The 21859-nt window shown below is 30.9% G+C and carries 22 protein-coding genes; 4 read left to right on the top strand and 18 right to left on the bottom strand.

Going from position 1 to position 21859, the window contains the following annotated elements; all coding sequences use genetic code 11:
* Positions 1-6: 6 nt before the first annotated feature.
* Entirely contained in the window at positions 7-1059 is a 1053-nt protein-coding gene (locus FVF61_RS00345) for an endonuclease/exonuclease/phosphatase family protein (protein WP_148452085.1), read from the bottom strand.
* 139 nt (positions 1060-1198) lie between these two features.
* On the opposite strand from FVF61_RS00345, the gene FVF61_RS00340 reads away from it, so the two are divergent.
* The 3 genes from FVF61_RS00340 (at position 1199) to FVF61_RS00330 (ending at position 5910) form a co-directional block, all read left to right on the top strand.
* Entirely contained in the window at positions 1199-3991 is a 2793-nt protein-coding gene (locus tag FVF61_RS00340) for a carboxypeptidase regulatory-like domain-containing protein (RefSeq protein ID WP_148452309.1), read from the top strand.
* Between the two features lie 36 nt (positions 3992-4027).
* Entirely contained in the window at positions 4028-5458 is a 1431-nt protein-coding gene (locus FVF61_RS00335) for a DUF5689 domain-containing protein (RefSeq protein WP_148452083.1), read from the top strand.
* Positions 5459-5532: 74 nt separating this feature from the next.
* Entirely contained in the window at positions 5533-5910 is a 378-nt protein-coding gene (locus FVF61_RS00330) for a hypothetical protein (protein ID WP_148452081.1), read from the top strand.
* Between the two features lie 7 nt (positions 5911-5917).
* Here FVF61_RS00330 and FVF61_RS00325 read toward each other — a convergent pair whose 3' ends face one another.
* On the bottom strand, positions 5918-6883 hold the full coding sequence (locus FVF61_RS00325; protein ID WP_148452079.1) for an endonuclease/exonuclease/phosphatase family protein: 966 nt from the start codon (positions 6881-6883) through the stop codon (positions 5918-5920).
* A 75-nt stretch (positions 6884-6958) separates the two neighbouring features.
* Here FVF61_RS00325 and hflX point away from each other — a divergent pair, with 75 nt between their 5' ends.
* Positions 6959-8170, top strand: coding sequence for a GTPase HflX (gene hflX / locus FVF61_RS00320; protein ID WP_148452077.1), 1212 nt, complete (start codon positions 6959-6961; stop codon positions 8168-8170).
* Positions 8171-8215: 45 nt separating this feature from the next.
* Here hflX and FVF61_RS00315 read toward each other — a convergent pair whose 3' ends face one another.
* The 16 genes from FVF61_RS00315 to FVF61_RS00240 form a co-directional block, all read right to left on the bottom strand.
* Positions 8216-9136: a DUF3078 domain-containing protein gene (locus FVF61_RS00315; RefSeq protein ID WP_148452075.1), complete on the bottom strand. Its 921-nt coding sequence runs from the start codon at positions 9134-9136 to the stop codon at positions 8216-8218.
* A 100-nt stretch (positions 9137-9236) separates the two neighbouring features.
* On the bottom strand, positions 9237-10181 hold the full coding sequence (locus FVF61_RS00310) for a DUF3078 domain-containing protein (RefSeq protein WP_148452073.1): 945 nt from the start codon (positions 10179-10181) through the stop codon (positions 9237-9239).
* Positions 10182-10306: 125 nt separating this feature from the next.
* A complete protein-coding gene (locus FVF61_RS00305) occupies positions 10307-10819 on the bottom strand; it encodes a DUF2480 family protein (RefSeq protein ID WP_148452072.1) in 513 nt (170 codons plus the stop codon).
* Between the two features lie 70 nt (positions 10820-10889).
* Positions 10890-11216: an SUF system Fe-S cluster assembly protein gene (locus FVF61_RS00300; RefSeq protein ID WP_148452070.1), complete on the bottom strand. Its 327-nt coding sequence runs from the start codon at positions 11214-11216 to the stop codon at positions 10890-10892.
* The gene (locus FVF61_RS00295; RefSeq protein ID WP_148452068.1) at positions 11216-11638 is read right to left on the bottom strand and encodes a SufE family protein; all 423 of its coding nucleotides are present in this window, start codon (positions 11636-11638) and stop codon (positions 11216-11218) included. Before FVF61_RS00295 ends, FVF61_RS00300 begins: the two co-directional genes overlap by 1 nt.
* A 51-nt stretch (positions 11639-11689) precedes the next feature.
* Positions 11690-12463, bottom strand: coding sequence for an META domain-containing protein (locus tag FVF61_RS00290; protein ID WP_148452066.1), 774 nt, complete (start codon positions 12461-12463; stop codon positions 11690-11692).
* 86 nt (positions 12464-12549) lie between these two features.
* Positions 12550-13611 carry a zinc metalloprotease gene (locus FVF61_RS00285; protein WP_148452064.1) on the bottom strand — a complete coding sequence of 354 codons (1062 nt, stop codon included), beginning with the start codon at positions 13609-13611 and terminating at the stop codon, positions 12550-12552.
* Between the two features lie 171 nt (positions 13612-13782).
* Positions 13783-14997 (bottom strand): aminotransferase class V-fold PLP-dependent enzyme, encoded by a 1215-nt coding sequence (locus FVF61_RS00280; protein ID WP_148452062.1) that lies wholly within the window; start codon positions 14995-14997, stop codon positions 13783-13785.
* A 6-nt stretch (positions 14998-15003) separates the two neighbouring features.
* A complete protein-coding gene (sufD, locus tag FVF61_RS00275; protein ID WP_148452060.1) occupies positions 15004-16317 on the bottom strand; it encodes a Fe-S cluster assembly protein SufD in 1314 nt (437 codons plus the stop codon).
* A 9-nt stretch (positions 16318-16326) separates the two neighbouring features.
* Complete coding sequence (gene sufC, locus FVF61_RS00270) at positions 16327-17079, bottom strand: Fe-S cluster assembly ATPase SufC (protein ID WP_148452058.1); 753 nt, start codon at positions 17077-17079, stop codon at positions 16327-16329.
* A 76-nt stretch (positions 17080-17155) separates the two neighbouring features.
* Positions 17156-17539: a hypothetical protein gene (locus FVF61_RS00265; RefSeq protein ID WP_148452056.1), complete on the bottom strand. Its 384-nt coding sequence runs from the start codon at positions 17537-17539 to the stop codon at positions 17156-17158.
* A 27-nt stretch (positions 17540-17566) separates the two neighbouring features.
* The gene (sufB, locus tag FVF61_RS00260) at positions 17567-19015 is read right to left on the bottom strand and encodes a Fe-S cluster assembly protein SufB (protein ID WP_148452054.1); all 1449 of its coding nucleotides are present in this window, start codon (positions 19013-19015) and stop codon (positions 17567-17569) included.
* Positions 19016-19024: 9 nt separating this feature from the next.
* The gene (locus FVF61_RS00255) at positions 19025-19354 is read right to left on the bottom strand and encodes a HesB/IscA family protein (RefSeq protein ID WP_148452052.1); all 330 of its coding nucleotides are present in this window, start codon (positions 19352-19354) and stop codon (positions 19025-19027) included.
* Positions 19355-19518: 164 nt separating this feature from the next.
* A complete protein-coding gene (locus tag FVF61_RS00250) occupies positions 19519-20001 on the bottom strand; it encodes a DUF4251 domain-containing protein (protein WP_148452050.1) in 483 nt (160 codons plus the stop codon).
* Positions 20002-20009: 8 nt separating this feature from the next.
* Entirely contained in the window at positions 20010-21077 is a 1068-nt protein-coding gene (locus tag FVF61_RS00245) for a cytochrome-c peroxidase (RefSeq protein ID WP_148452048.1), read from the bottom strand.
* Positions 21077-21859 (bottom strand): MbnP family protein, encoded by a 783-nt coding sequence (locus FVF61_RS00240; protein WP_148452046.1) that lies wholly within the window; start codon positions 21857-21859, stop codon positions 21077-21079. The genes FVF61_RS00245 and FVF61_RS00240 overlap by 1 nt, the downstream gene beginning before the upstream one ends.

The following is a 21859-nucleotide window of genomic DNA, read 5'->3' as shown; positions in this document are numbered from 1 at the left end:
TTATATTTAGTTTATTTCTTTAATTACAAAAACATATACAGGAAAGTGGTCGCTAAAACCATCTGTAAAGCCTCCATCTGCAAAACTACGTAAGGGATAGCCTTTCCACCTTCCTTTTTTATTTACTAGATAGTTTTTATTATATATTCCAGCTTTATAAAATCTAAAAGAAGTATAATCTTTTTCAAGAAATGGTTGGGTAACCATAATTTGATCGAATAAACTCCAACTATCTCTGTATGCATTAGAACCTAATCCCATTTTATAGAAACTTTCCATTGGATTATAAATGCCTTTTAAACCAACATCTTCTTTTTCTTTTTCAGCTTTTAGAACTTCCTTAACACTAGCATTTGTAGGATCGTCGTTCAAGTCACCCATGATAAATATTTTAGCATAAGGATCTATAGTTTGTAACGAGTCAATAATTTTTTTGTTCAATTTAGCTGCCGCAACACGTTTTGGTCTACTTCTAGCTTCTCCACCACGCCTTGAAGGCCAGTGATTAACAATAACATGTACCATTTCGTCTTCAAGTTTTCCACTTACAAGCAATTGATCTCTTGTGTAAACACGTTCTCTAGAATCATCATCATAAATTACTAATTCATGACTACTAGTATATAAAGGTGTAAATAGTTTTTTCTGATAAAATAAGCCTACATCAATTCCTCTAGCATCTGGAGAATCGTAATGCACTATTCCATAATCTTTATCAAGTAACAAAGGATCATTAATAACATCCTCCATTACTTCTCTGTTTTCAATTTCAGAAACACCTATTATAACTGGAGAATTGTTAGTAACATCTGCACCAATATCAGATAAAACACGAGCCATATTATGCACTTTCTTTTTATATACCGTTTGTATATCTCCTTTCATCTCCATAATTGGACTTGCTTCGTCAAATTTATTCGGATCGTTTATGGTATCAAATAAGTTTTCTAAATTATAAAAAGCAATGGTATGGATTTTAAAAATCTTTTTTTCTTGAGCATTTACGTTTAATAATGATGCTATAAATAAGGTTAAAACCCAAAATTTCAAATTTTTCATCTAATCAATTTGTTATGTTATTGTTATGTTAATACAAAACTTCTGCCAAAAGTAAATATTTATTATAAATAATGTAAATTTGCACGCTTTAATTAATTATTATTTAATGCAAAAAGAACTATTAACTATAAATTCAAGTATGAAAAAAAGTTTATTTATTTTTCTTTTTGGTATTTTTTCAGTTGTTACAGCGGTAGGTCAAGAAACTGTTGTAAAGGGAAGTGTCACAGAGGCTATTTCTTTTGAACCAATTCCAAATGTAACTGTAGCTATAGAAGGTACAGTAATTTCAGTAGAAACTAACGATAAAGGAGAATTTGAATTCCTGCAAAAAGTTCCAGTAGGAGAACAAGTTTTAATTATCTCTAAAAGCGGTTATTATCCAAAGAGGTACCCAATTGTAGTTAACGAAGGACAAACCGTTAATATTACAGATATGACTTTAACAAAAGATGTTTCTGATGCAGGTTTGTACACAATTACATTAACAGACGACGAACTTGATAATGATGATAGTGGTTTAGATAATATATCTGGACTTCTACAATCTTCATTAGATGTTTTTCAACGTACTGCAGCATTCGAGTTTAGCTCATCTTTCTTTAAAGTAAGAGGTCTAGATTCAGAAAATGGTTCTGTTTTAATTAACGGAATTGAAATGAATAAACTGTACGATGGTAGACCACAATGGAGTGATTGGGGAGGGTTAAACGATGTGCTTAGAAATCAAGAATTAACTACAGGCTTACACCCTTCTACTTATAACTTTGGTGGTGTTTTAGGAACAGTTAACATGAACGTTAGAGCTTCTCAATATAGAGAAGGTGGTCGTGTAACCTATTCTTCATCAAACAGAAGTTATACAAATAGAATAATGGGAAGTTACTCTTCAGGATTATTAGATGGAGGTTGGGCTTTTACTTTTATGGCAACAAGACGTTGGGGAAATGAAGGATATCAAGACGCTACATTGTATGATGCTAATTCACTTTTTGCTTCAGTTGAAAAAGTTATTAATGAGAAACACAGCATAAACTTTACGTCTATATACACACCTAATCGTAGAGGGAAATCTTCTCCAAATACACAAGAAGTTTATGATTTAAGAGATATTAAATATAATGAGTATTGGGGTTGGTTAGATGGTGAAAAGAAAAATTCACGTATCAAAGAAGTAGAAGAACCAATTTTTATGTTAAATCATTATTGGGATATTAATAGTAAAACTAGTTTAAATACGAATGTAGGATACCAATTTGGTAAAATAGGTAACAGCCGTTTAGATTATGGAGGAGGAGCTAATCCTAGTCCAGCATACTATCAATTATTACCAAGTTATTTCTTAGCAGATCCAGATGGACCAGATTATGCAGGTGCATATCAAGCTGAACAGAATTTTATTAACGATGGTCAAATTGATTGGTACAGAATTTTAGATGCAAATGTTACTAATTCATCAGTTGGATTAAATGGTGCTTATGTGCTTTATGAAGATAGAAGTGATGATACTCAATTATCGGTTAATTCTATTTTTAATACAGAGCTTAACGAAAATATTATGTTAAATGCTGCTGTAACTTACAAAGGATTTAAGTCTGAAAACTTTGGTGAAATTATCGATTTATTAGGTTCTACAGTAGGATATTTAAATGTAGATTCTTTTGATGGTTTTCAATACGATTATCAAAACCCTGATAGAGTTTTAGGTGAAGGAGATAAATATAGATACAATTACAATATAAATTCCGATATTATTTCTGGATATGCTCAAGCGCAATTTAAATATAACAAAGTAGACTTCTTTGTGTCGGCTAGCCTAACAAATACAACTTACCAAAGAGATGGTTTATGGCAAAATGAAGCATATATTACTACAGATGATGCTGGTAATGTTCTTACAGATGATTCTTCAGGTAAAGGGAAAAAATTATCCTTTACAGGAATTGGAGCTAAAGGTGGAGTAACTTATAAAATTACAGGTAAACATTTAATAGATTTTAATGCTGGATATATAACAAAAGCACCTTCTATTAGAAACACGTATTCTAACTCAAGAGAAAATAATAACATAGTTGATGGTATTACTGAAGAAAAAATAACCTCTGCAGATATTAGCTATATTTTTAGATCTCCAATTGTTAAAGCAAAACTTACTGGTTTTTATTCTAAAATAGAAGATGCTAATGAAATTGCATTCTATTATGCAGATGGTTTAACTAATGCAAGTGTTCAACTTAATGAAACTTCTGCTTTTGTTCAGGAAGTTTTACAAGGTGTAGATAAACAACATATTGGTGGAGAATTAGGAATTGAAGCACAAGTAACACCAACTATCTTATTAAAAGGTGCAGCTTCTGTAGGTCAATATACGTATTCTAATAACCCAAATTTATATTTAACTTCATCTAGTTTTGTTGATATAGGAGGAAGAACAGACACTTTTACTTCTAATTTAAAAGATTATAAAGTTGCTGGAGGTCCACAACAAGCGTATTCTGTAGGTTTTGAATATAGAGATCCTGACTATTGGTGGTTTGGAGCAACAGCTAACTTTTTCTCAAATACCTATGTAGACATTAGCCCATTAACTAGAACAGAAAATTTCTATTTAGATAGCGATGGATTACCATATAATAATTATGATCCAGATGTAGCTAGAGAGTTATTAAAGCAAGAAGAATTTGATAGTTACATGGTTGTAAATCTTACAGGTGGAAAATCATGGAAAATCGGAGATTATTATATTGGTTTCTTTGCTAGTATTAATAACCTGTTAGACGAAGTTTATAAAACAGGTGGTTTTGAACAAGGAAGAAATGCAAATTACGAAGAGCTATTAGCAGATAAAAGCAACGATAAACCTGTGTTCGGATCAAAATATTGGTATGGACGTGGTACAACTTATTTTGTAAATGTTAACTTTAGATTCTAAAAAAAGAAAAAGAAAAATTAATTAAAAATTATTATCATGAAAACAAATAAATTTTTAAAAGTAATATTAGGATTGATAGTGACTTTCGCTATTGTATCTTGTGTTCAAGACGACGATTATACAGTTCCTAATAGTTTAGGGAATGAAGAAAATGCTGCATTAAATAATTTATTAGCAACAGCAACAGAAGTTGATATGGCTTATGTAAAAGCACTATATAACTCTGATCCTAATAATGATGGAGATAATGATGATGCTATTCCTTTTGAAGTAGAAAATGATATTTATGTAAAAGGATATGTGTCTTCTAGCGATCAAACAGGTAATTTCTTCAAAGAGTTCTTTATTCAAGATAGTCCAGAAAACCCAACAGGAGCTTTAAAAATTATCCTTGAACAGGTTGATTCTTATAATCAATTTAATAAAGGACGTGAAGTTTATGTAAGCTTAAAAGGATTATTTATTGGCGAAGAACGTACAGGAAATGGAATATACACAATTGGTGGAGGAACTGAATTTGACCAATATGGAGGTACTGTAACAAGAATAAATCAAAATCAAATAGGAACAAATTTATTACGTTCTCAAGTGACTGAAGAAATTATTCCTTTATTGGTTACTTTTTCTGGACTTACAGATCAACAAGTAGGAGTTTTTGTTCAAGTGGATAATGTAGAATTTGCTGATGATTTAAATGGCGAAAGTTATTTCGATCCTGTTCAAGTTTTTGATACTCAAAGAATAATGCAGGTTTGTAATGGTGCTAATTATTCAACTTTATCTTTAGAGACTAGTTCTTTTGCTAACTTTAAAGAATATTTATTACCAACTGGAAACGGTTCAATAAAAGCTATTGTAAATAAAACTTTTGATGGTAGTACACGTATATTAGCTTTAAATGATGTGGCAGATGTAGATATGGAAGGAACTAGATGCTCTTTAGATGAAACTATTTTTCAAGAAACTTTTGATAGCGCAATAGATGGTACAAATCTAGACTTACCAGGATGGACTAATTTTGCAGAAGCTGGCTCTCGAGTATGGAGAGAAGAGGTTTATCAAGGAAATGGTTATGCAGAGTTTAATCCTTTTGGTTCTGGAAATGCAAGCAATATTGCTTGGTTAATTACTCCAGGAGTTGATATGGATTCATATGATGGTGAAACTTTAACATTCCAAACAGCACATGCTTATCCAGATGCTGGACATGAGCCTTTAGAAGTTTACGTTTCTACAGATTATGATGGTGTTCCTGCAAATATTAGCACTTCAACTTGGACAGCTTTAGCTTTTACTGCAAGTTATGATATAGATTCAGATTCTTGGAATAGTTTTAAAGATTCTGGAAACATTGATTTATCATCTTATTCTGGTACAGCATATATAGCTTTTGTTTATACAGGAAGTGATACAAGTAACGAAAACATGACATTAAGAGTAGATAATGTTGCAATTACTGGTCAATAAAAATTAATATAATTTCATAAAAAAACCTGCTAGAATTCTAGCAGGTTTTTTTAATTCTAATCCTTATATAAATTATGACCTTTTTCGATTCTCTCTTTTTTAACGTATTTAAGTATTATAAAGATGCTAAAAGTAAAAAAGCTAATCAGCTGGCAACAATGTATATTTCTATTTTACAATGTTCAATTTTGCTTTTATTAGGTGTTTTTTTCGCTGGATTTTTTAATCAGATGAACATGGAAACCATGTCTCAAGATAAGGCATGGATGTTATTTGTTATGGTTTCAATTTTTATATTTTTTAAAAACTGGATGCAATATGCAGGAAGAAAGCGCAAAGTACTTAATGCAAAAATGCTAAAAACTAAATCGCAAAACTATTCTATTTTTCTGCTTTGGTTGCTTCCAGTTGCATGTGTATTATTAGCAGCAATTATTTGGCAGGCTGTTTAATAAAAAACTATTTTTTTAAGGTAATGTATACAGGAAAATGGTCGCTATAACCGCCATGATATTTTTTTCCAACATAAGTTCTAAAAGGTGTTCCTTTATATTTACCCCTAGGATTTTTTAGAAAATCTGCATCGAAAATATCAGCATTTTCAAATTGGAGAGAACTCTCCTGAGGGTTGAATAAATTATCAGTAAAAAATATCTGGTCAAAAACATTCCATTGCCTATTGTGATTGGAGGTTCCTCTACTATAAGAACGAAGTTTTTCCATAGGATTGTATAATTGAAATCCATCAACTAAACGTTTTACATTATAACTAAAAGGATCTTCGTTAAAATCTCCCATGACTATTATTTTTGATTGATTATCTGTATTTTTTAAATTAGAAATAATTTCACCTACTTTATTTGAAGCAGCTAAACGTTTATGTTCAGTTTCTTTAGTTCCTGCTCTTCTTGAAGACCAATGATTTAAAATAATATGTATTTTAACTCCTTCCAACACTCCAGTAACTAATAGAATATCTCTTGTGTAATCTGGTTTTCCAGCGTTATTAAATAATTTTATAGAAAAAGGTTGAGAAGATTCTACTTTAAAAACAGAAGGGTCAAATACTAAAGCAACGTCAATACCACGTTCATCTTTAGAATTATAATGCACGTAATTATAATTATAACTTTTTAAATGACTGGATAAAATTAGATTATTGATAACAGATCCATTTTCAACTTCAGCTAGACCAATTAATGCAGGATGTTTGTTGGTTTCATCTTTACCAATATTAGCAATTGTAAATCCAATGTTATTTATTTTTTTTCTAAAACGTTTAGCTGTCCATCTTTTATCTGCAGTTGGTGTTAAATCTGAATCTATAGTTTTTTCACTATCGTAAATATCAAACAAATTTTCAGTATTGTAAAATGCAATGGTATGAGATAAAAAAATAGAAGAGTCTTTTTTAGAGGAGTTCATTAAAATCTATTAAAGAACAAAAATATAAAAATTAAAATGCTTACAATTATGTAACTTTGTTCTTTATTTTTAAGTATGATTGAAAAGAAAGACATAGCATTAGAAAAAGCTGTTTTAATAGGAGTTGTAACAAAAGAACAAAATGAAGAAAAGTCTAAAGAATATTTAGATGAATTGGAGTTCTTAACTTATACTGCAGGAGGAGAAGTGATAAAAAGGTTTACACAAAAAATGGATATGTCAAATCCAAAAACCTTTATTGGAACTGGTAAAATAGAAGATGTTAGAAAATTTATTAGCGAAAACGATATTGGTACTGCCATTTTTGACGACGAATTATCTGCAGCACAAGAACGAAATATTAGTAAAATATTAGAATGTAAAGTATTAGATAGAACGAATTTAATTCTAGATATTTTTGCACAACGTGCACAAACAAGCTATGCTAGAACCCAAGTAGAATTAGCACAATGCGAGTATTTATTACCTCGTTTAAAAGGTATGTGGACACATTTAGAACGTCAGAAAGGTGGAATTGGAATGCGTGGACCTGGTGAAACAGAGATTGAAACAGATAGACGTATTGTTAGAGATAAAATTGCACTTTTAAAAGATAAAATTAAGACCATAGATAAGCAAATGGCAGTTCAACGTGGCAATCGTGGACAAATGGTTCGAGTAGCTTTGGTGGGTTATACAAATGTTGGAAAATCTACTTTAATGAATGTGATTAGTAAAAGCGATGTATTTGCTGAAAATAAACTATTTGCTACCTTAGATACTACAGTTAGAAAAGTGGTTATTCAAAATTTACCTTTTTTATTAAGTGATACGGTAGGGTTTATTAGAAAATTACCTACACAATTGGTAGAAAGTTTTAAAAGTACTCTAGATGAAGTTCGTGAAGCCGATTTGTTGCTTCATATTGTAGATATTTCTCATCCTAATTTTGAGCATCATATAGAATCTGTAAATAAGATTTTAGGTGAAATAAAAAGCTCAGACAAGCCAACTATAATGGTTTTTAACAAAATTGATGCATATAAACCTGAGCCTTTCGATGAAACTAATCTTGAAATTGAAAGAACAGAAGCACATTATACGTTACAAGAGTGGAAAAAAACATGGATGAATCGGGTTGGAAATAATGCCTTATTTATTTCAGCATTAAATAAACAAAATCTAGATGATTTTAAAAAGCGTGTATACGATGAGGTGAGAGAAATACATGTAACCAGATTTCCTTATAATCATTTCTTATATCCAGATTATAATGAACAAGAATAAAAAAAGCGCCAAAATTTGGCGCTTTTTTTATAACAATAAATAAGATTAGAAATTAACATTTAAACCTAAACCAAAAACTTCTCGAATCTGAAACCCTTGATAAGCATTATCGTCATAAACGGTTTGAAAGGTTAGGTTTGTTGAAAAGACATCGTTAATTTTCATAACTATATTCATAGTATAATCTATATCTACATTCATGGGCTTATCTAAATAGTTAGAGTAGAGACTAAGAATGTTTTCCATTGAAATATTCTTCATGATATTAAACTTGTAATAACCACGAAAGTTAAATCCAAATTCATATAATAAGGACTTTCCAGGAGCTACACCATAGGTTTCTACGTCATTGCTAGATTCGTAGAATAGATTATTTTCATCATCATCGTTTAACGTATATATCTCACTTGTTATAAAAGTAAATTTTGAGGTTAGAGGAGCAAAATTGGCACTTAGATTCTTGCTTTTTTTCCATAAAAAACCAGGTCCAAAGCTCCAATAAGCAGGTTTGAAAAAACCTGACGTTGGGTAAGCTTCATTATCACCAATAAAATCGTCGTTATAATCGTAACCATCACTAAATTGTGTTCTAAAATTCATAAAGAAAGAAAAGCTCCAATATTTTTTATTCATAGAACGACCAAGAATAGAGTTAAGTTCTAATCTGTCATCTGTTTTACGCATCCCATCATCGTCGTTGATGGTTACTCCATAACTAGCCAGAATTTTATTATCCCATAACCAGGGCCCTTTTACATAGTCTATATCGTAATTTATATTCACGTTTGCGGCCATATTATTGTCACCACCAGGTTGCCAGTTTGAAAAAGCAGATTGGTTAATTAATAAGGTTATTTTACCATCGTGAGACCAACCTTCTAATGTGTCTGTTGCTTTTGTTACATCCTGAGCGTTCATGATACTAGCATTAATAATAAGTACTAGAGCGAGTATTATTTTTTTCATAGTTAATAAATTTAATAATTGAAATACGTTTAAATTAAAAAAACGTCTTTCTAGCTAAGTATATAACTAAAAAGGCGTTTTTATATCGTACATGGTTTTCTTAGAAATTATAACTTAAACCAAAAGTGGTATAAACTTGTAATTCATTATCTACATTATCAAAATTTGGTTCAGAACCTACTTCACCTCCATTTACCCATTGATTATTTGCAAAATTAACTGCTTCTTGTTTGTTATCTCTTAAACCTAATTCAAATCCAAGGCCAATACCTTTCCAAACCGTGTAACTTAAAGAGTTTATCCAAGTCCAGTTTGATAAGTCAGAATCTTCATAACTAATAAAAGCCGAAAGGTTGGAGTTAAATTTTAAATCTCCAAAAGCACGATTGTAGTTAGCAACTACTTTTGCACCTAAAGACGATTCAAAAATGGCATCATTTTCAGCAAATACAAAGTTATAGTTAATTGGGTGTACAACAACAACTAAATTTTCAACAGGAGTCCAAGTAATACCAACACCTATATCTAAATAACCTGGATCGTTAAAATTGTTTATTAATGTTGTTCTATATTCTGCTAAAGTAGAAGCTGCTAAATTTTTAGCAATTTTATAACCAAAAAGAGAGGTTACAGTAAATACATCGCTAGCTTCTCTAAAACTATCATCGTCATTTGGATCGTCTTTGTCATCAAATTTCACCCAACTTAAGTTAATAATAGCAGTATTATACCAAAAGTATTTTTCTTTATCTAATTTAGCATGCGGATTGGCTGTAATTGTAATATTTCCAGCAGAATTGTTTGGCGTTCCTTGTCCATACCAATTGTTAAATTCTGAAAAACTTGCTCCAATTGTTCCAAAAGCACCAAACTTCCATCCTGGATAAGTATCAATTTGTTTTTGTAAATTTTCTACGCTACTCTGTAAGACTTTGATAGAATCTTTTTTTGCTGCTTGCTCAGTTTTTAATTCTTCTTTTGTTTGAGAGTATCCAGTTGAAATAGTAAATATTAAAACTAGAATTGAAAGTAGTTTTTTTGTCATTTTTTAATAGTTTTTAAGGATTAAATAATTTATAAAAGCTTGCAAATATATTAGTTACATAGTTTTAATCAAAAAAAATGAAGTGATTTATATAAGTTTAAGGATTTTAATTAAATCTTGTGTTTTTAAGATTTTGCTTTTTTATATAATGGAACAGATGAGCAAGCTTCTCCATACATAATAGATGACGCAAGAGGTTTTAACTTTTCTGAAATCAGGATGTATGCATTTCTGGGAACAGGTTTGTTAGAACAACCTTTAATTATAACAGGTTTGTTTTTATATGCTTCAAGATTTAAATTTTGGATTATGTCTTGATATATAGATGTTTCTAAAGATTCTAAATTGCCAATTATAGTTCTTTGTGAAAAAGATTCTAATTCAATAATAATTAACATGTAAGCCCAAGCTGGAATAATAGCGTCTGTAGAACAAGTTAATGCTACAAAGCTATTCTTGTATTGAGACCAATTATGATTTTTTAACTGTTTTCTAAAGTCTTTTTCTCGCAACACAAAACCTTCAAAAAGCCAGTCTTTTATATCTAAAAGCACTCGTTTTCCTTCAGGATAATAATCTTCTAAGTCAAAGACTATTAGTTTGCTGTTCGCTACGCGATTTTTGATTTCTTCTTCCAAATTTTTGTTGTTGGTTGTGTAGTCGTTAAGTTGCCTTATTGAATACTGCAACTGAAAATAGAATATTTTTTTAAAGCATACCAAGTTCTAACTTGGCTTCTTCACTCATTAATTCTTGTGTCCAAGGTGGATCGAAAGTAATTTCTACTTCTGCAGATTTTACATCGTTTAACGATTTAACTTTTTCTTCAACTTCTAATGGTAAAGTTTCTGCAACTGGACAATTAGGTGTTGTTAATGTCATTAAAATCTTTACATCGTAATCTTCGTTTACAAAAACATCATATATAAGCCCTAATTCATATATATCTACTGGAATTTCAGGATCGTAAATAGTTTTTAAAACAGCTACTATTTTTTCTCCTAATGCGTTTGTATCTATGGTTGTTTCACTCATTATTGTAATTGTGTTTGGTATGCAATGGCATACATTTTTAATTGCTTTATCATACTCACCAATCCGTTAGCTCGAGTTGGCGATAAATGTTCTTTTAGACCTATGTCATCTATGAAATCTGTATTGGCTTCAATAATGTGCTTTGGATGTTGATTCGAAAACACACGAATTAAAATAGCAATAATGCCTTTTGTAATAATGGCATCGCTATCAGCAGTAAAAACGATTTTGTCATGAATCAAATCTGCATGAACCCAAACTTTACTTTGACAGCCTTTAATTATATAGTCATCAGTTTTGTATTTCGGTTCGATTAAAGGTAATGTTTTCCCTAAATCAATCATATATTGATAACGTTCCTCCCAGTCGTCAAACATAGAAAATTCGTCTTTAATGTCGTTTTGAATTTCTTGAATGGTCACTTTTAATTATTTTTCACAAAAATACAATAAGTATTACTTCTAATCAATTATTTACTGTTTTTCAGCAAGCCCTAAAAATGATGAAATTAAAGAAGCAATATAAGAGTTAGGATCTCCATGATCAAATTCTGGAGTTTGGTAGGTTTTACCATGATAAGTAATTTTTAAAATGGCAATGGCTGCACCATCATAAAATCTTTTTTCGCTAGGTGCTTTTAAAGAGTTTATTTTTTCTAATTCTAAAGAGTTTAACTCATTTAAGAGTTTGTTTATGTCTTCTTGTGAGCATGTTTTAATTTCTAGAGAAGATGCTCTGTCTTTTTGTATTGAAAGTTTTCCGTTTTCAAAAATATATTGATTAAATAAACCTCTAGACATTGCAGTATATTCTAAAACATAAGCATTTTCTTGTGACGCTTGAAGTAAAACGTCCTTATCTTTTAGAAGAGTTAATGTTTGATTATTAACATGAATTGTATTTACATTTGATAGAGCTTCAAGCATACTCGTTTCAATATTATTTATAGTTTCCATACAAGCCATTCTCGTTCCAGCTAGAGGTCCAATAGTAATTTTATTCTCATCTAATATATAAGTTCCTGTAAAACGGTTACATCCAGAAAAACCAGAAACTGTTTTAGTACTTTCGTTAAATTCAATAGTTAATTTATATTCTGATACATTATTAGAGTCAATGAATATAACTTGATATGTTCCAGTAATATAATTATTGGGTTGTTTATTATTTTGCATAGCTGATGCATTTTTAGAATTCCCACAAGACATAAATGTAAAAACGGAAAGGATAAGAGTAAGATATTTCATTTATAATAGATTTTAAATATATGTAAATATAATAAACAAAAAAGACGCCAAACTTGGCGTCTTTTAAATATTTATAAAAATTAATATTAATTTGCCATGGCAGCTCTAGGTCCACCAGAAGCAAATATAGATCTCATTCTAGATTTCTGACCTTCAGAGAACATGTACATACAAGCATCATCTGTATAATCCATATAGTTCATTGTCATATCATTTGAACGACAATTAACAGTTGGGTAAGATGGGCAACCATAATTTGGTCCATCTGAAGAAGGTGTATCAGAAACAAAATCATCTCTTCTACAATTCCCATCACCCCAAATATGGCGTAAATTTAAATAATGACCAACTTCATGAGTAGCAGTTCTACCTTTATTAAAAGGAGCAGAAACATAACCAGTTGTTCCAAAATATTGCGGAGAAATTACGACACCATCTGTAGATGAGCTTCCTCCAGGGAATTGCGCATATCCTAAAATGCCACCACCAATATTACATACCCAAACATTTAAATGAGTACTTGGTGAAACTGGAGGATAAGCAGCTTTCATAGCATCATTAGTTCCCCAAGATGTTCTTGAATTTGAGTGTCTAAATGTTCCAGCTAAAGTAAAGTTAATTTCAGAGTCAGCTACAAGACCTGAAAATTCAGAAGGTACTTGGTTTACATCATTATTGCTTGCTCTAAAATCGTTATTTAAAACACTAATTTGAGAATTAATTTGGTTATCACTAATATTTTCTTGTGAATTGCTATAAATAACATGTACATACACAGGAATGTTTATAATTCCTAAATTATCTGGTGTAGGTTCTCCACCACCATTTCCACCTCCACCATTTCCATTGCCAGCGCCATCTGGTTTTTTTGAAGCCATAAAACTTCTAGATTGATATTCAATATCAAACATTTTTTGTTCTAAATCAGAATCTTCATTTAACTGTCTGTTTAGATTAACCATCGAATAGCAAGATTTGCCTTTTCCTTCAGCAATTCTTGATGTTTCGTCTACATCTGCATCAGTGTAAACATAAAAATCACTCATATCAACCTTAGATTGATTTGTGTTATCGATTTGATTTTGATCTTCACTACATGAAGAAAATAGCATGGCTAGAGCTGCCATTCCTAGAATTGTTTTTTTCATATTTGGGTATTTAGTTAAAATTTTGATGAATATATAATAATTTGTTAAAATGGATTGATAATTGGTAAAAAATTAATTTATTTTTCGATGAAATGCAATATTTAGATTATTTGTATAAATAAAAAAAACACCTCGAAGGGTGTTTAAATATAGTATTTGAATAAATTTAGATTATGAAAGCATCATTTTTGCTTTCTTTACACCTTCAACTAAAACATCAATTTCTTCTTTGGTATTATAAAATGCAAAAGAAGCTCTTACGGTTCCAGGGATTTTATAATATGCCATGATAGGTTGTGCACAATGATGACCTGTTCTTACGGCAATTCCTAATTTGTCTAGAATGGTGCCAACATCGTACGGATGAATACCATTTAAGTTAAATGAAATAACTGAGGTTTTGTTTTTAGACGTACCATAAATTTTTAAGCCTTCAATTTCTAAAAGTTTTTTTGTTGCATACTCTAAAAGCTCATGTTCATAAGTTGCAATATTGTCGAAACCAATGTTGTTTAAATAATCGATAGCTGTACCAAAAGCAATGCCTCCACAAATGTTTGGTGTTCCTGCTTCAAATTTATGAGGCAAGTTGGCATAAGTTGTTTTTTCAAAAGTAACTTCAGCAATCATTTCTCCACCACCTTGATAAGGAGGTAATTTTTTAAGCCAAGATTCTTTTCCGTAAAGCATTCCAACTCCTGTTGGGCCACACATTTTATGGGCAGATGCTACATAAAAATCGACATCTAACTCTTGAACATCTGGTTTGATATGAGGACAAGCTTGAGCTCCATCAATTAAAACGGCTGCTCCAACTTGATGTCCTTTTTCAATAATATATTTAATAGGGTTAATGGTTCCTAAAGCATTTGAGATATGATTTACAAAAACCAGTTTGGTTTTTTTTGAAAGTAACTTGTCGTATTCCTCCATAACTAAGTCCCCTTCATCATTCATAGGAATAACTTTTAAGAAAGCTCCTGTTTTTTCACATAACATTTGCCAAGGCACAATATTGCTATGATGTTCTAAGGAAGAAACTATAACTTCATCATTTTTTTTTAATAAAGAGGCAAAACCATGAGCTACCAAATTAATGCTTTCTGTAGTGCCAGAAGTCAAGATAATTTCATGTGCATGTTTGGCATTAAAATGGTTCTGGATTTTATATCTGGCTGTTTCGTATTTATCTGTGGCTTCCTGACTTAGTGTATGTACACCTCTGTGAATATTTGCATTGTAATTAGAATAATAATCTACAATTGTATTTATCACTTGAATAGGAGTTTGAGACGTGGCTCCATTGTCTAAATACACTAAAGGTTTGCCATGTACTTTTCTTGAGAGTATAGGGAAGTCTTTTCTTATGTCTTCAATTTTAAACATAATTTTTTATAAATCAAACCCAATATTAACACCTAATTTAGTGGCAATAATTTTAGTGATGCGTTGTTTGATTTCTGGAATTTTAACTGAATTTAATACGTTATTACTAAAAGCATACATTAATAAGCCTTTAGCTTCTTTTTCTGGAATGCCTCGAGAACGCATGTAAAACATAGCGTTTTCGTCTAATTGTCCAATAGTACATCCATGAGAACATTTTACATCGTCAGCAAAAATTTCTAATTGAGGCTTAGTATTTATAGATGCTTTATCGCTAACTAAAATATTGTTGTTTGCTTGAAACGCATTTGTTTTTTGAGCTTCTTTGTTTACAACTACTTTTCCGTTGAAAACTCCTGTAGAGCTATCGTTAAAAATGCCTTTATAATCTTGATGACTTTCGCAATTTGGTTCTATATGATGTACCAATGTGTTATGGTCTACATGTTGCTTGTTGCCAATAATAGTGACACCTTTTAAAGTAGAATCTATGCGTTCGCCATTTTGATAGAAATTGAGATTATTGCGTGTTAATTTTCCACCAAATGAAAACGTATGTACAGAACAATGACTCTCTTGTTTCTGGTTAATAAATGTATTATCTATTAAGGAAGCATGCTCATTATCGTTTTGAACTTTATAATAATCTATTATAGCACGTTTGTTTGCAAAGATTTCTGTAACACTGTTTGTTAGAACAGGATTTTCAGTTAAACTTTGATGACGTTCAATAATTTGAACATGTGAATTTTCGTTAACAACAATTAAATTCCTTGGTTGTTGCATTAATGCTGATTCGTTCCCAGTAGAAAAATGGATGATTTGAATAGGCTTATCAACCACTTTGTTTTTTGGAATTTGAATATAAGCTCCTTCTTGAGAGAAAGCTGTATTTAAAGATGTTAAACTATCTTTTGAAGCTATTTTGTTAAAATAGTTTTGAATAATTAGCTGGTATTTTGGCTTGTTTAAAGCAGATGACATTAAACAAACATCAATTCCATCATGAGTTGTTTGAGACAGATGTGATGAATATTTCCCATCAATAAATACAATTTTATAACTATCAATATCATGAATAAAATACTTCTTTACATCATTATATTCAATGGTATTTTCATTTTTAGGGAAAACACTATAATCATGTTTTAAAATACTATTTAAAGAAGTGTATTTCCATGCTTCCTCTTTTTTAGTAGGGAAACCTTGAGTTTCAAATATTTTTATAGCTTCGCTTCTAACATCATGAATAGGTGAATCTATATCCACATGATTTTCGAATGCTAAAAAGGATGATATCAATTTTTCTTTTAATTCCATTTGCTTTTATTAGGCTTTCACTTCTTCTTTAATCCAGTCGTATCCTTTTTCTTCTAATTCGTGAGCTAATTCTTTGCCACCAGATTTTACAATTCTTCCATTGTGTAATACATGTACAAAATCTGGAACGATATAGTCTAAAAGTCTTTGATAGTGTGTAATTACAATGACAGCATTATCTTTACTTTTTAATTTATTAACACCATTAGCAACAATGCGCAAAGCATCAATATCTAAACCAGAATCTGTTTCATCAAGAATGGCCAGTTTTGGTTCTAGCATAGCCATTTGAAAAATTTCATTTCTTTTTTTCTCACCACCTGAAAATCCTTCGTTTAAAGAACGAGATAAAAACTTACGGTCTATTTCTAATAATTCAGATTTTTCTCTAATTAATTTCAGCATTTCGTTTGCTGGCATATCTTCAAGACCTTTAGCTTTACGAGTTTCGTTAATAGCTGTTTTCATAAAGTTTGTAACTGAAACTCCAGGAATTTCAACAGGATATTGAAACGATAAAAAGATGCCTTTATGAGCTCTTTCTTCAGCTGCTAATTCGTCTATATCTTCATCATTAAGAAGAATTTGTCCTTCTGTAACTTCATATTCTTCTTTTCCTGCAATTACTGAAGCTAAAGTACTTTTACCAGAACCATTTGGTCCCATAATAGCATGAACTTCCCCTGGCTTAACTTCTAAGTTAATACCTCTTAAAATAGCCTTGTCTTCAACACTAGCGTGCAGATTTTTTATCTTTAACATATGTATTTAATCTTTAGATTCTGAATATCAGAAATCTTTTAATTGTCTTAATTATTTAATCTCTAGTTGTTTTAGTTTACTCTTCGCCTCCTAATTTAACGACATCATTTTTGTTTGGGTCTGGTTTACTAACCTTGATAATTTCAACTATTTCTACTCTAAAAGGCCATCCTTCCTCTCCTTCAGGTTTAGGAATTAATTTTCCTTTAATTTCTACAGGAATCATATCAGTTATTTCCACTTTAAATGGTTTTACTTGCTTGTCTAATTCAAGCATTTTTTCGTCAATAATAACTCCATATACATCTTGACGCGTTTGTATAACTGCGGCATCTGCATAATAAACAAAATCTCCTTGAATTAAAGTCAAGTCATTATTATCGACGGTTTCAGTTTTAGCATCGTTCTTACAACTAGATAATGTTGTAATTGTTAAAAGTAAGATGAATAGTTTTTTCATTTTTATAATTTTTAGCATGATATTTTTTTATCCTACACTTCCTTCTAAAGAAATTTCTAATAATTTTTGAGCTTCTATAGCAAATTCCATTGGAAGCTTATTAAGCACTTCTTTACTAAATCCATTTACAATTAATGCAATGGCTTTTTCAGTATCAATACCACGTTGGTTACAATAGAAAATTTGGTCTTCACCAATTTTACTTGTTGTAGCTTCGTGTTCTATAATAGCTGATTTGTTTTTAGCTTCTATATAGGGAAACGTGTGTGCGCCACACTCGTTACCCATTAATAAGCTATCACATTGAGAAAAATTTCTAGCATTATCTGCTCTAGAGCTTATTTGTACTAATCCTCTATACGAATTTTGAGATTTTCCAGCTGAAATTCCTTTGGAAATAATGGTCGATTTGGTGTTTTTACCCAAATGAATCATTTTAGTTCCAGTATCTGCTTGTTGAAAATTGTTTGTTACAGCAATAGAATAAAATTCGCCAACCGAATTATCTCCCTTTAGAATACAACTTGGATATTTCCAGGTAATTGCTGAACCTGTTTCTACTTGAGTCCATGAAATTTTGGCATTTTTTTCGCAAATTCCTCTTTTAGTTACAAAGTTGTATACTCCACCTTTCCCTTCAGAGTTTCCTGGATACCAGTTTTGAACCGTTGAATATTTTATTTCGGCTCCTTCTAGAGCAATTAGTTCCACAACTGCAGCATGTAATTGATTTTCGTCTCTGCTTGGAGCTGTACAACCTTCCAAATAACTAACGTAGCTATCTTCGTCTGCAATTAAAAGTGTACGTTCAAATTGTCCTGTTCCTGCTTGGTTGATTCTGAAATAGGTTGATAGTTCCATAGGACAACGAACGCCTTTTGGAATGTAACAAAAACTCCCATCACTAAACACAGCTGAATTTAAAGCAGCATAAAAATTGTCTTTTTGAGGTACAACAGTACCAATGTATTTTTTAACCAACTCAGGATGTTCTCTAATAGCTTCGCTTATAGAACAGAATATAATTCCTTTTTCGTTAAGAGTTTTCTTAAATGTTGTAGCTACTGAAACAGAATCAACCACCACATCCATAGCAACACCAGCCAATTTTTTTTGCTCGTCAAGAGAAATGCCTAATTTTTCAAAAGTTGCTAAAAGTTCTGGATCGACTTCATCTAAACTATCATATTTTGGTTTGCTGTTTGGAGCTGAATAGTATGAAATAGCTTGAAAATCGGGTTTCACATAATTTACATTTGCCCATTCAGGTTCAATCATTTCTTTCCAAGCACGAAAAGACTCTAAACGCCATTCAGTCATCCACTCTGGTTCTTCTTTTTTAAGAGAAATAGCTTTAACAATATCTTCATTTAAGCCAATAGGGAAAGTGTCTGATTCTATATCAGTGTAAAAACCATATTCGTATTCTTTGGTTTTTAATTCTTCTCTTAAATCGTCTTCAGTATACTTATTCATTTTTATTTTTTATAATGAGAATGATTCTCCACATCCACAAGTTCTATTGGCATTAGGGTTATTAAAAACAAAGCCAACACCATTTAAACCTCCAGAATAATCAAGAGTAGTTCCAATTAGATATAAAAAGCTTTTTTTATCGACAATTATTTTCACGCCATTATCTTCAAAAACCTTGTCTTCTTCTTGTTGTTCTTTGTCAAACTTTAAATCGTATGATAAACCAGAACAACCACCACTTTTTACACCAACACGAACATAATCTGTTGCTAAGCTATAGCCATCTTCTGTCATTAGTTCCATGACTTTTTTCTTAGCAATTTCGGACACTTTAATCATAATTAAAATAGATTAATTCTAAATAGAAACGCAAAGATACAATATAAGTCTAATTTTCCCATAGAACCTAACATGATATTAATAGATAGATCTATAGAAATATTTTATAACAATATCAATATATTTTACAATCAATAATTATTTAAAAAATTAGCGAATAAAAGTTATTTCATATAACTAATAGTTCCAGAATAGCTAATAGGATCAATTCTTTCACTTGATAAATATAAGTCAGCTTTATTATCATCAGAAATTTTAAGAAGTATATCTAAGTTTTCACCTTCGCCTTTTGTAGTAAATGAGACAATTATTTTTTTCTTTTTCTCTTTATATTCAACGTTATATTCTAAGATTTCATTATGCGAAATAACTCGCGTTCTAATAGAGTCCTTTGAAATGTGAGGTATATCTGCCTTCATCATTTTTTCTTTAATAATAAGAACTCCATTATCATCAAGAATGTTAAAAGTTCTGTGATTTAGTGGTGTTATCAAAGTTGCTTTAAAGAAATACTCTCCAGATTCTACAATGGTTTTATTGTTTTGATAATCTTCAATTTTTTGCAGCTTTTTTAATTCTTTTTTAGTTTGAGCTGTTAGATTATTTCCAATCAAAATTATAAATGTGATTATAAAAAATTGCTTCATAAATGATTTTAATTTTGAAAGTCTGGATTGTTTATAAATGAAGGATCAGAAAGGGAAAGTAAGAAGGCTTTAAGGTCTGATTTATCTTGAGGAGTTAAGTGGACTCCACCTTCATCTACTTTTTTCATTAAAGGATCAATAGTTGGAGAATCTACTAAGCCTTCACTATAATGATTTATAACTTCATCTAGAGTGTTAAATCTACCATCATGCATATAAGGAGCACTAAACGCTAAATTTCGAAGGGAAGGAGATTTGAATTTTCCATTATCTGCAGGATCTCCACTAACCTCTCCTAAACCAAGATCTGAGAATGTTGCGTCTAGACCATTGTTATGAAAGATGTTATCTGTCCAAAGGGGATTATTAGGATTTCCATGACAATGAAAACAATCACCTCGATTTTCATCCATAAAAACATTTAATCCGTTTTGTTCCTGTTGAGTTAATGTCGCATCTCCTAGTAAATATCTATCGAATTTTGAATTTGCAGAAATAAGCGTTCTTTCAAATTGAGCAATGGCTTTTGTTGCTAATTCTTTTGTGATTGTTTGATCTCCAAATGCAGCTTCAAATAACTGGGGATATTCATCGTTTTGTTGAAGTCTGCTAACAACAACATCCCAAGTGTTATGCATTTCAATAGGATTTGTAACAGGCTCTATAGCTTGGTGTTCTAAGCTAAAAGCACGTCCATCCCAAAAAAACAATTCATCGTAATTCCAAGCCATATTAAATAAAGGCATTGAATTTCTGTTTCCTGCTATACCATCTATTCCAATACTAAATCTAGTAGAATCTGTAAAGGCATTTTGTGGTGCATGACAAGATGCACATGCTTGCGTATTATCTGCAGAGAGTATTGGGTCGAAGAATAATTTTTTACCAAGTGCAATGCCTTCAACCGTTTGAGGATTATCTATTGGTAGAACAGGAGCAATAATTAAATTCTCAAATAATTCTGGAATTTCTAGAGGACTTGGTGTTGGCACATAAGCATCTGTATCTGCATCTGTAGGTTCGTTAGAACATGACAAACAGATACAAAGGACACTATATATTAGCCATTTTTTCATTATTCTTGTGTTATTTGACCTATAGAAAAAACCGAACCTACATTTTGTTGCATCATTTTTTGTGCATCGTAATTAGGCATTAGTGGTGTGTTGTATTGATTTAAATCCCAAGTAATCGGGTTTTTAAAGAATTCAGAAATGTCCATTTTTATTTCAATAGTTGTATTGTAATTAATTTCAACTTCAGGGAAAAATTCAAAACTCACAAAGTTCTGTTCATAATTACCATCACTAATTCTAGCTGTTCCATTGTGGTAATTAAAAGGGCTAGATGTCGTGTCTACATTATACATGCCGTCGAACTGTAAAAAGTGATAGCCACCACCAAGCATAGCAGGCCAATTCCATGAAGCTGAATTTAAATCTGGATAAGCACCATCTATATTGTCTTCTTCATTAAAACCATAAACAAATTTTAAGGTATAAAGCCCTGGATATAAAGTGCCATCTGAAATAGTTGTGTTGAATGTAAAGCTTTCAGGATTAGATAAATCAATTAATTTGTAGCCTGTTAAAGGAAAGCTTTCTCCATTTGTATTCACTAATTCGAAACGGGATAATAGGTATCTTATTCTTGCTATGGTTAAAACTTCACCATTGGCATTTATGTATTGCATTGTGTTAAAATCGTTTTCAGTTACTTCGGTATCTTCCCAATTATGTGAGAATGTAAATGTGACATCTGTAACTATAGGTTGTGAACAACAATCTATATTATCGTCGTCATTTTTACACGAAATTAAAACGAAACAAAAGAATAAAAGAGCAAATATTTTTTTCAT

Source organism: Xanthomarina maritima (assembly GCF_008084905.1).
GTDB lineage: Bacteria > Bacteroidota > Bacteroidia > Flavobacteriales > Flavobacteriaceae > Xanthomarina > Xanthomarina maritima.
The sequence above is the reverse complement of the archived record's forward strand: the minus strand, read 5'-3'. Positions and strand labels throughout refer to the sequence as shown.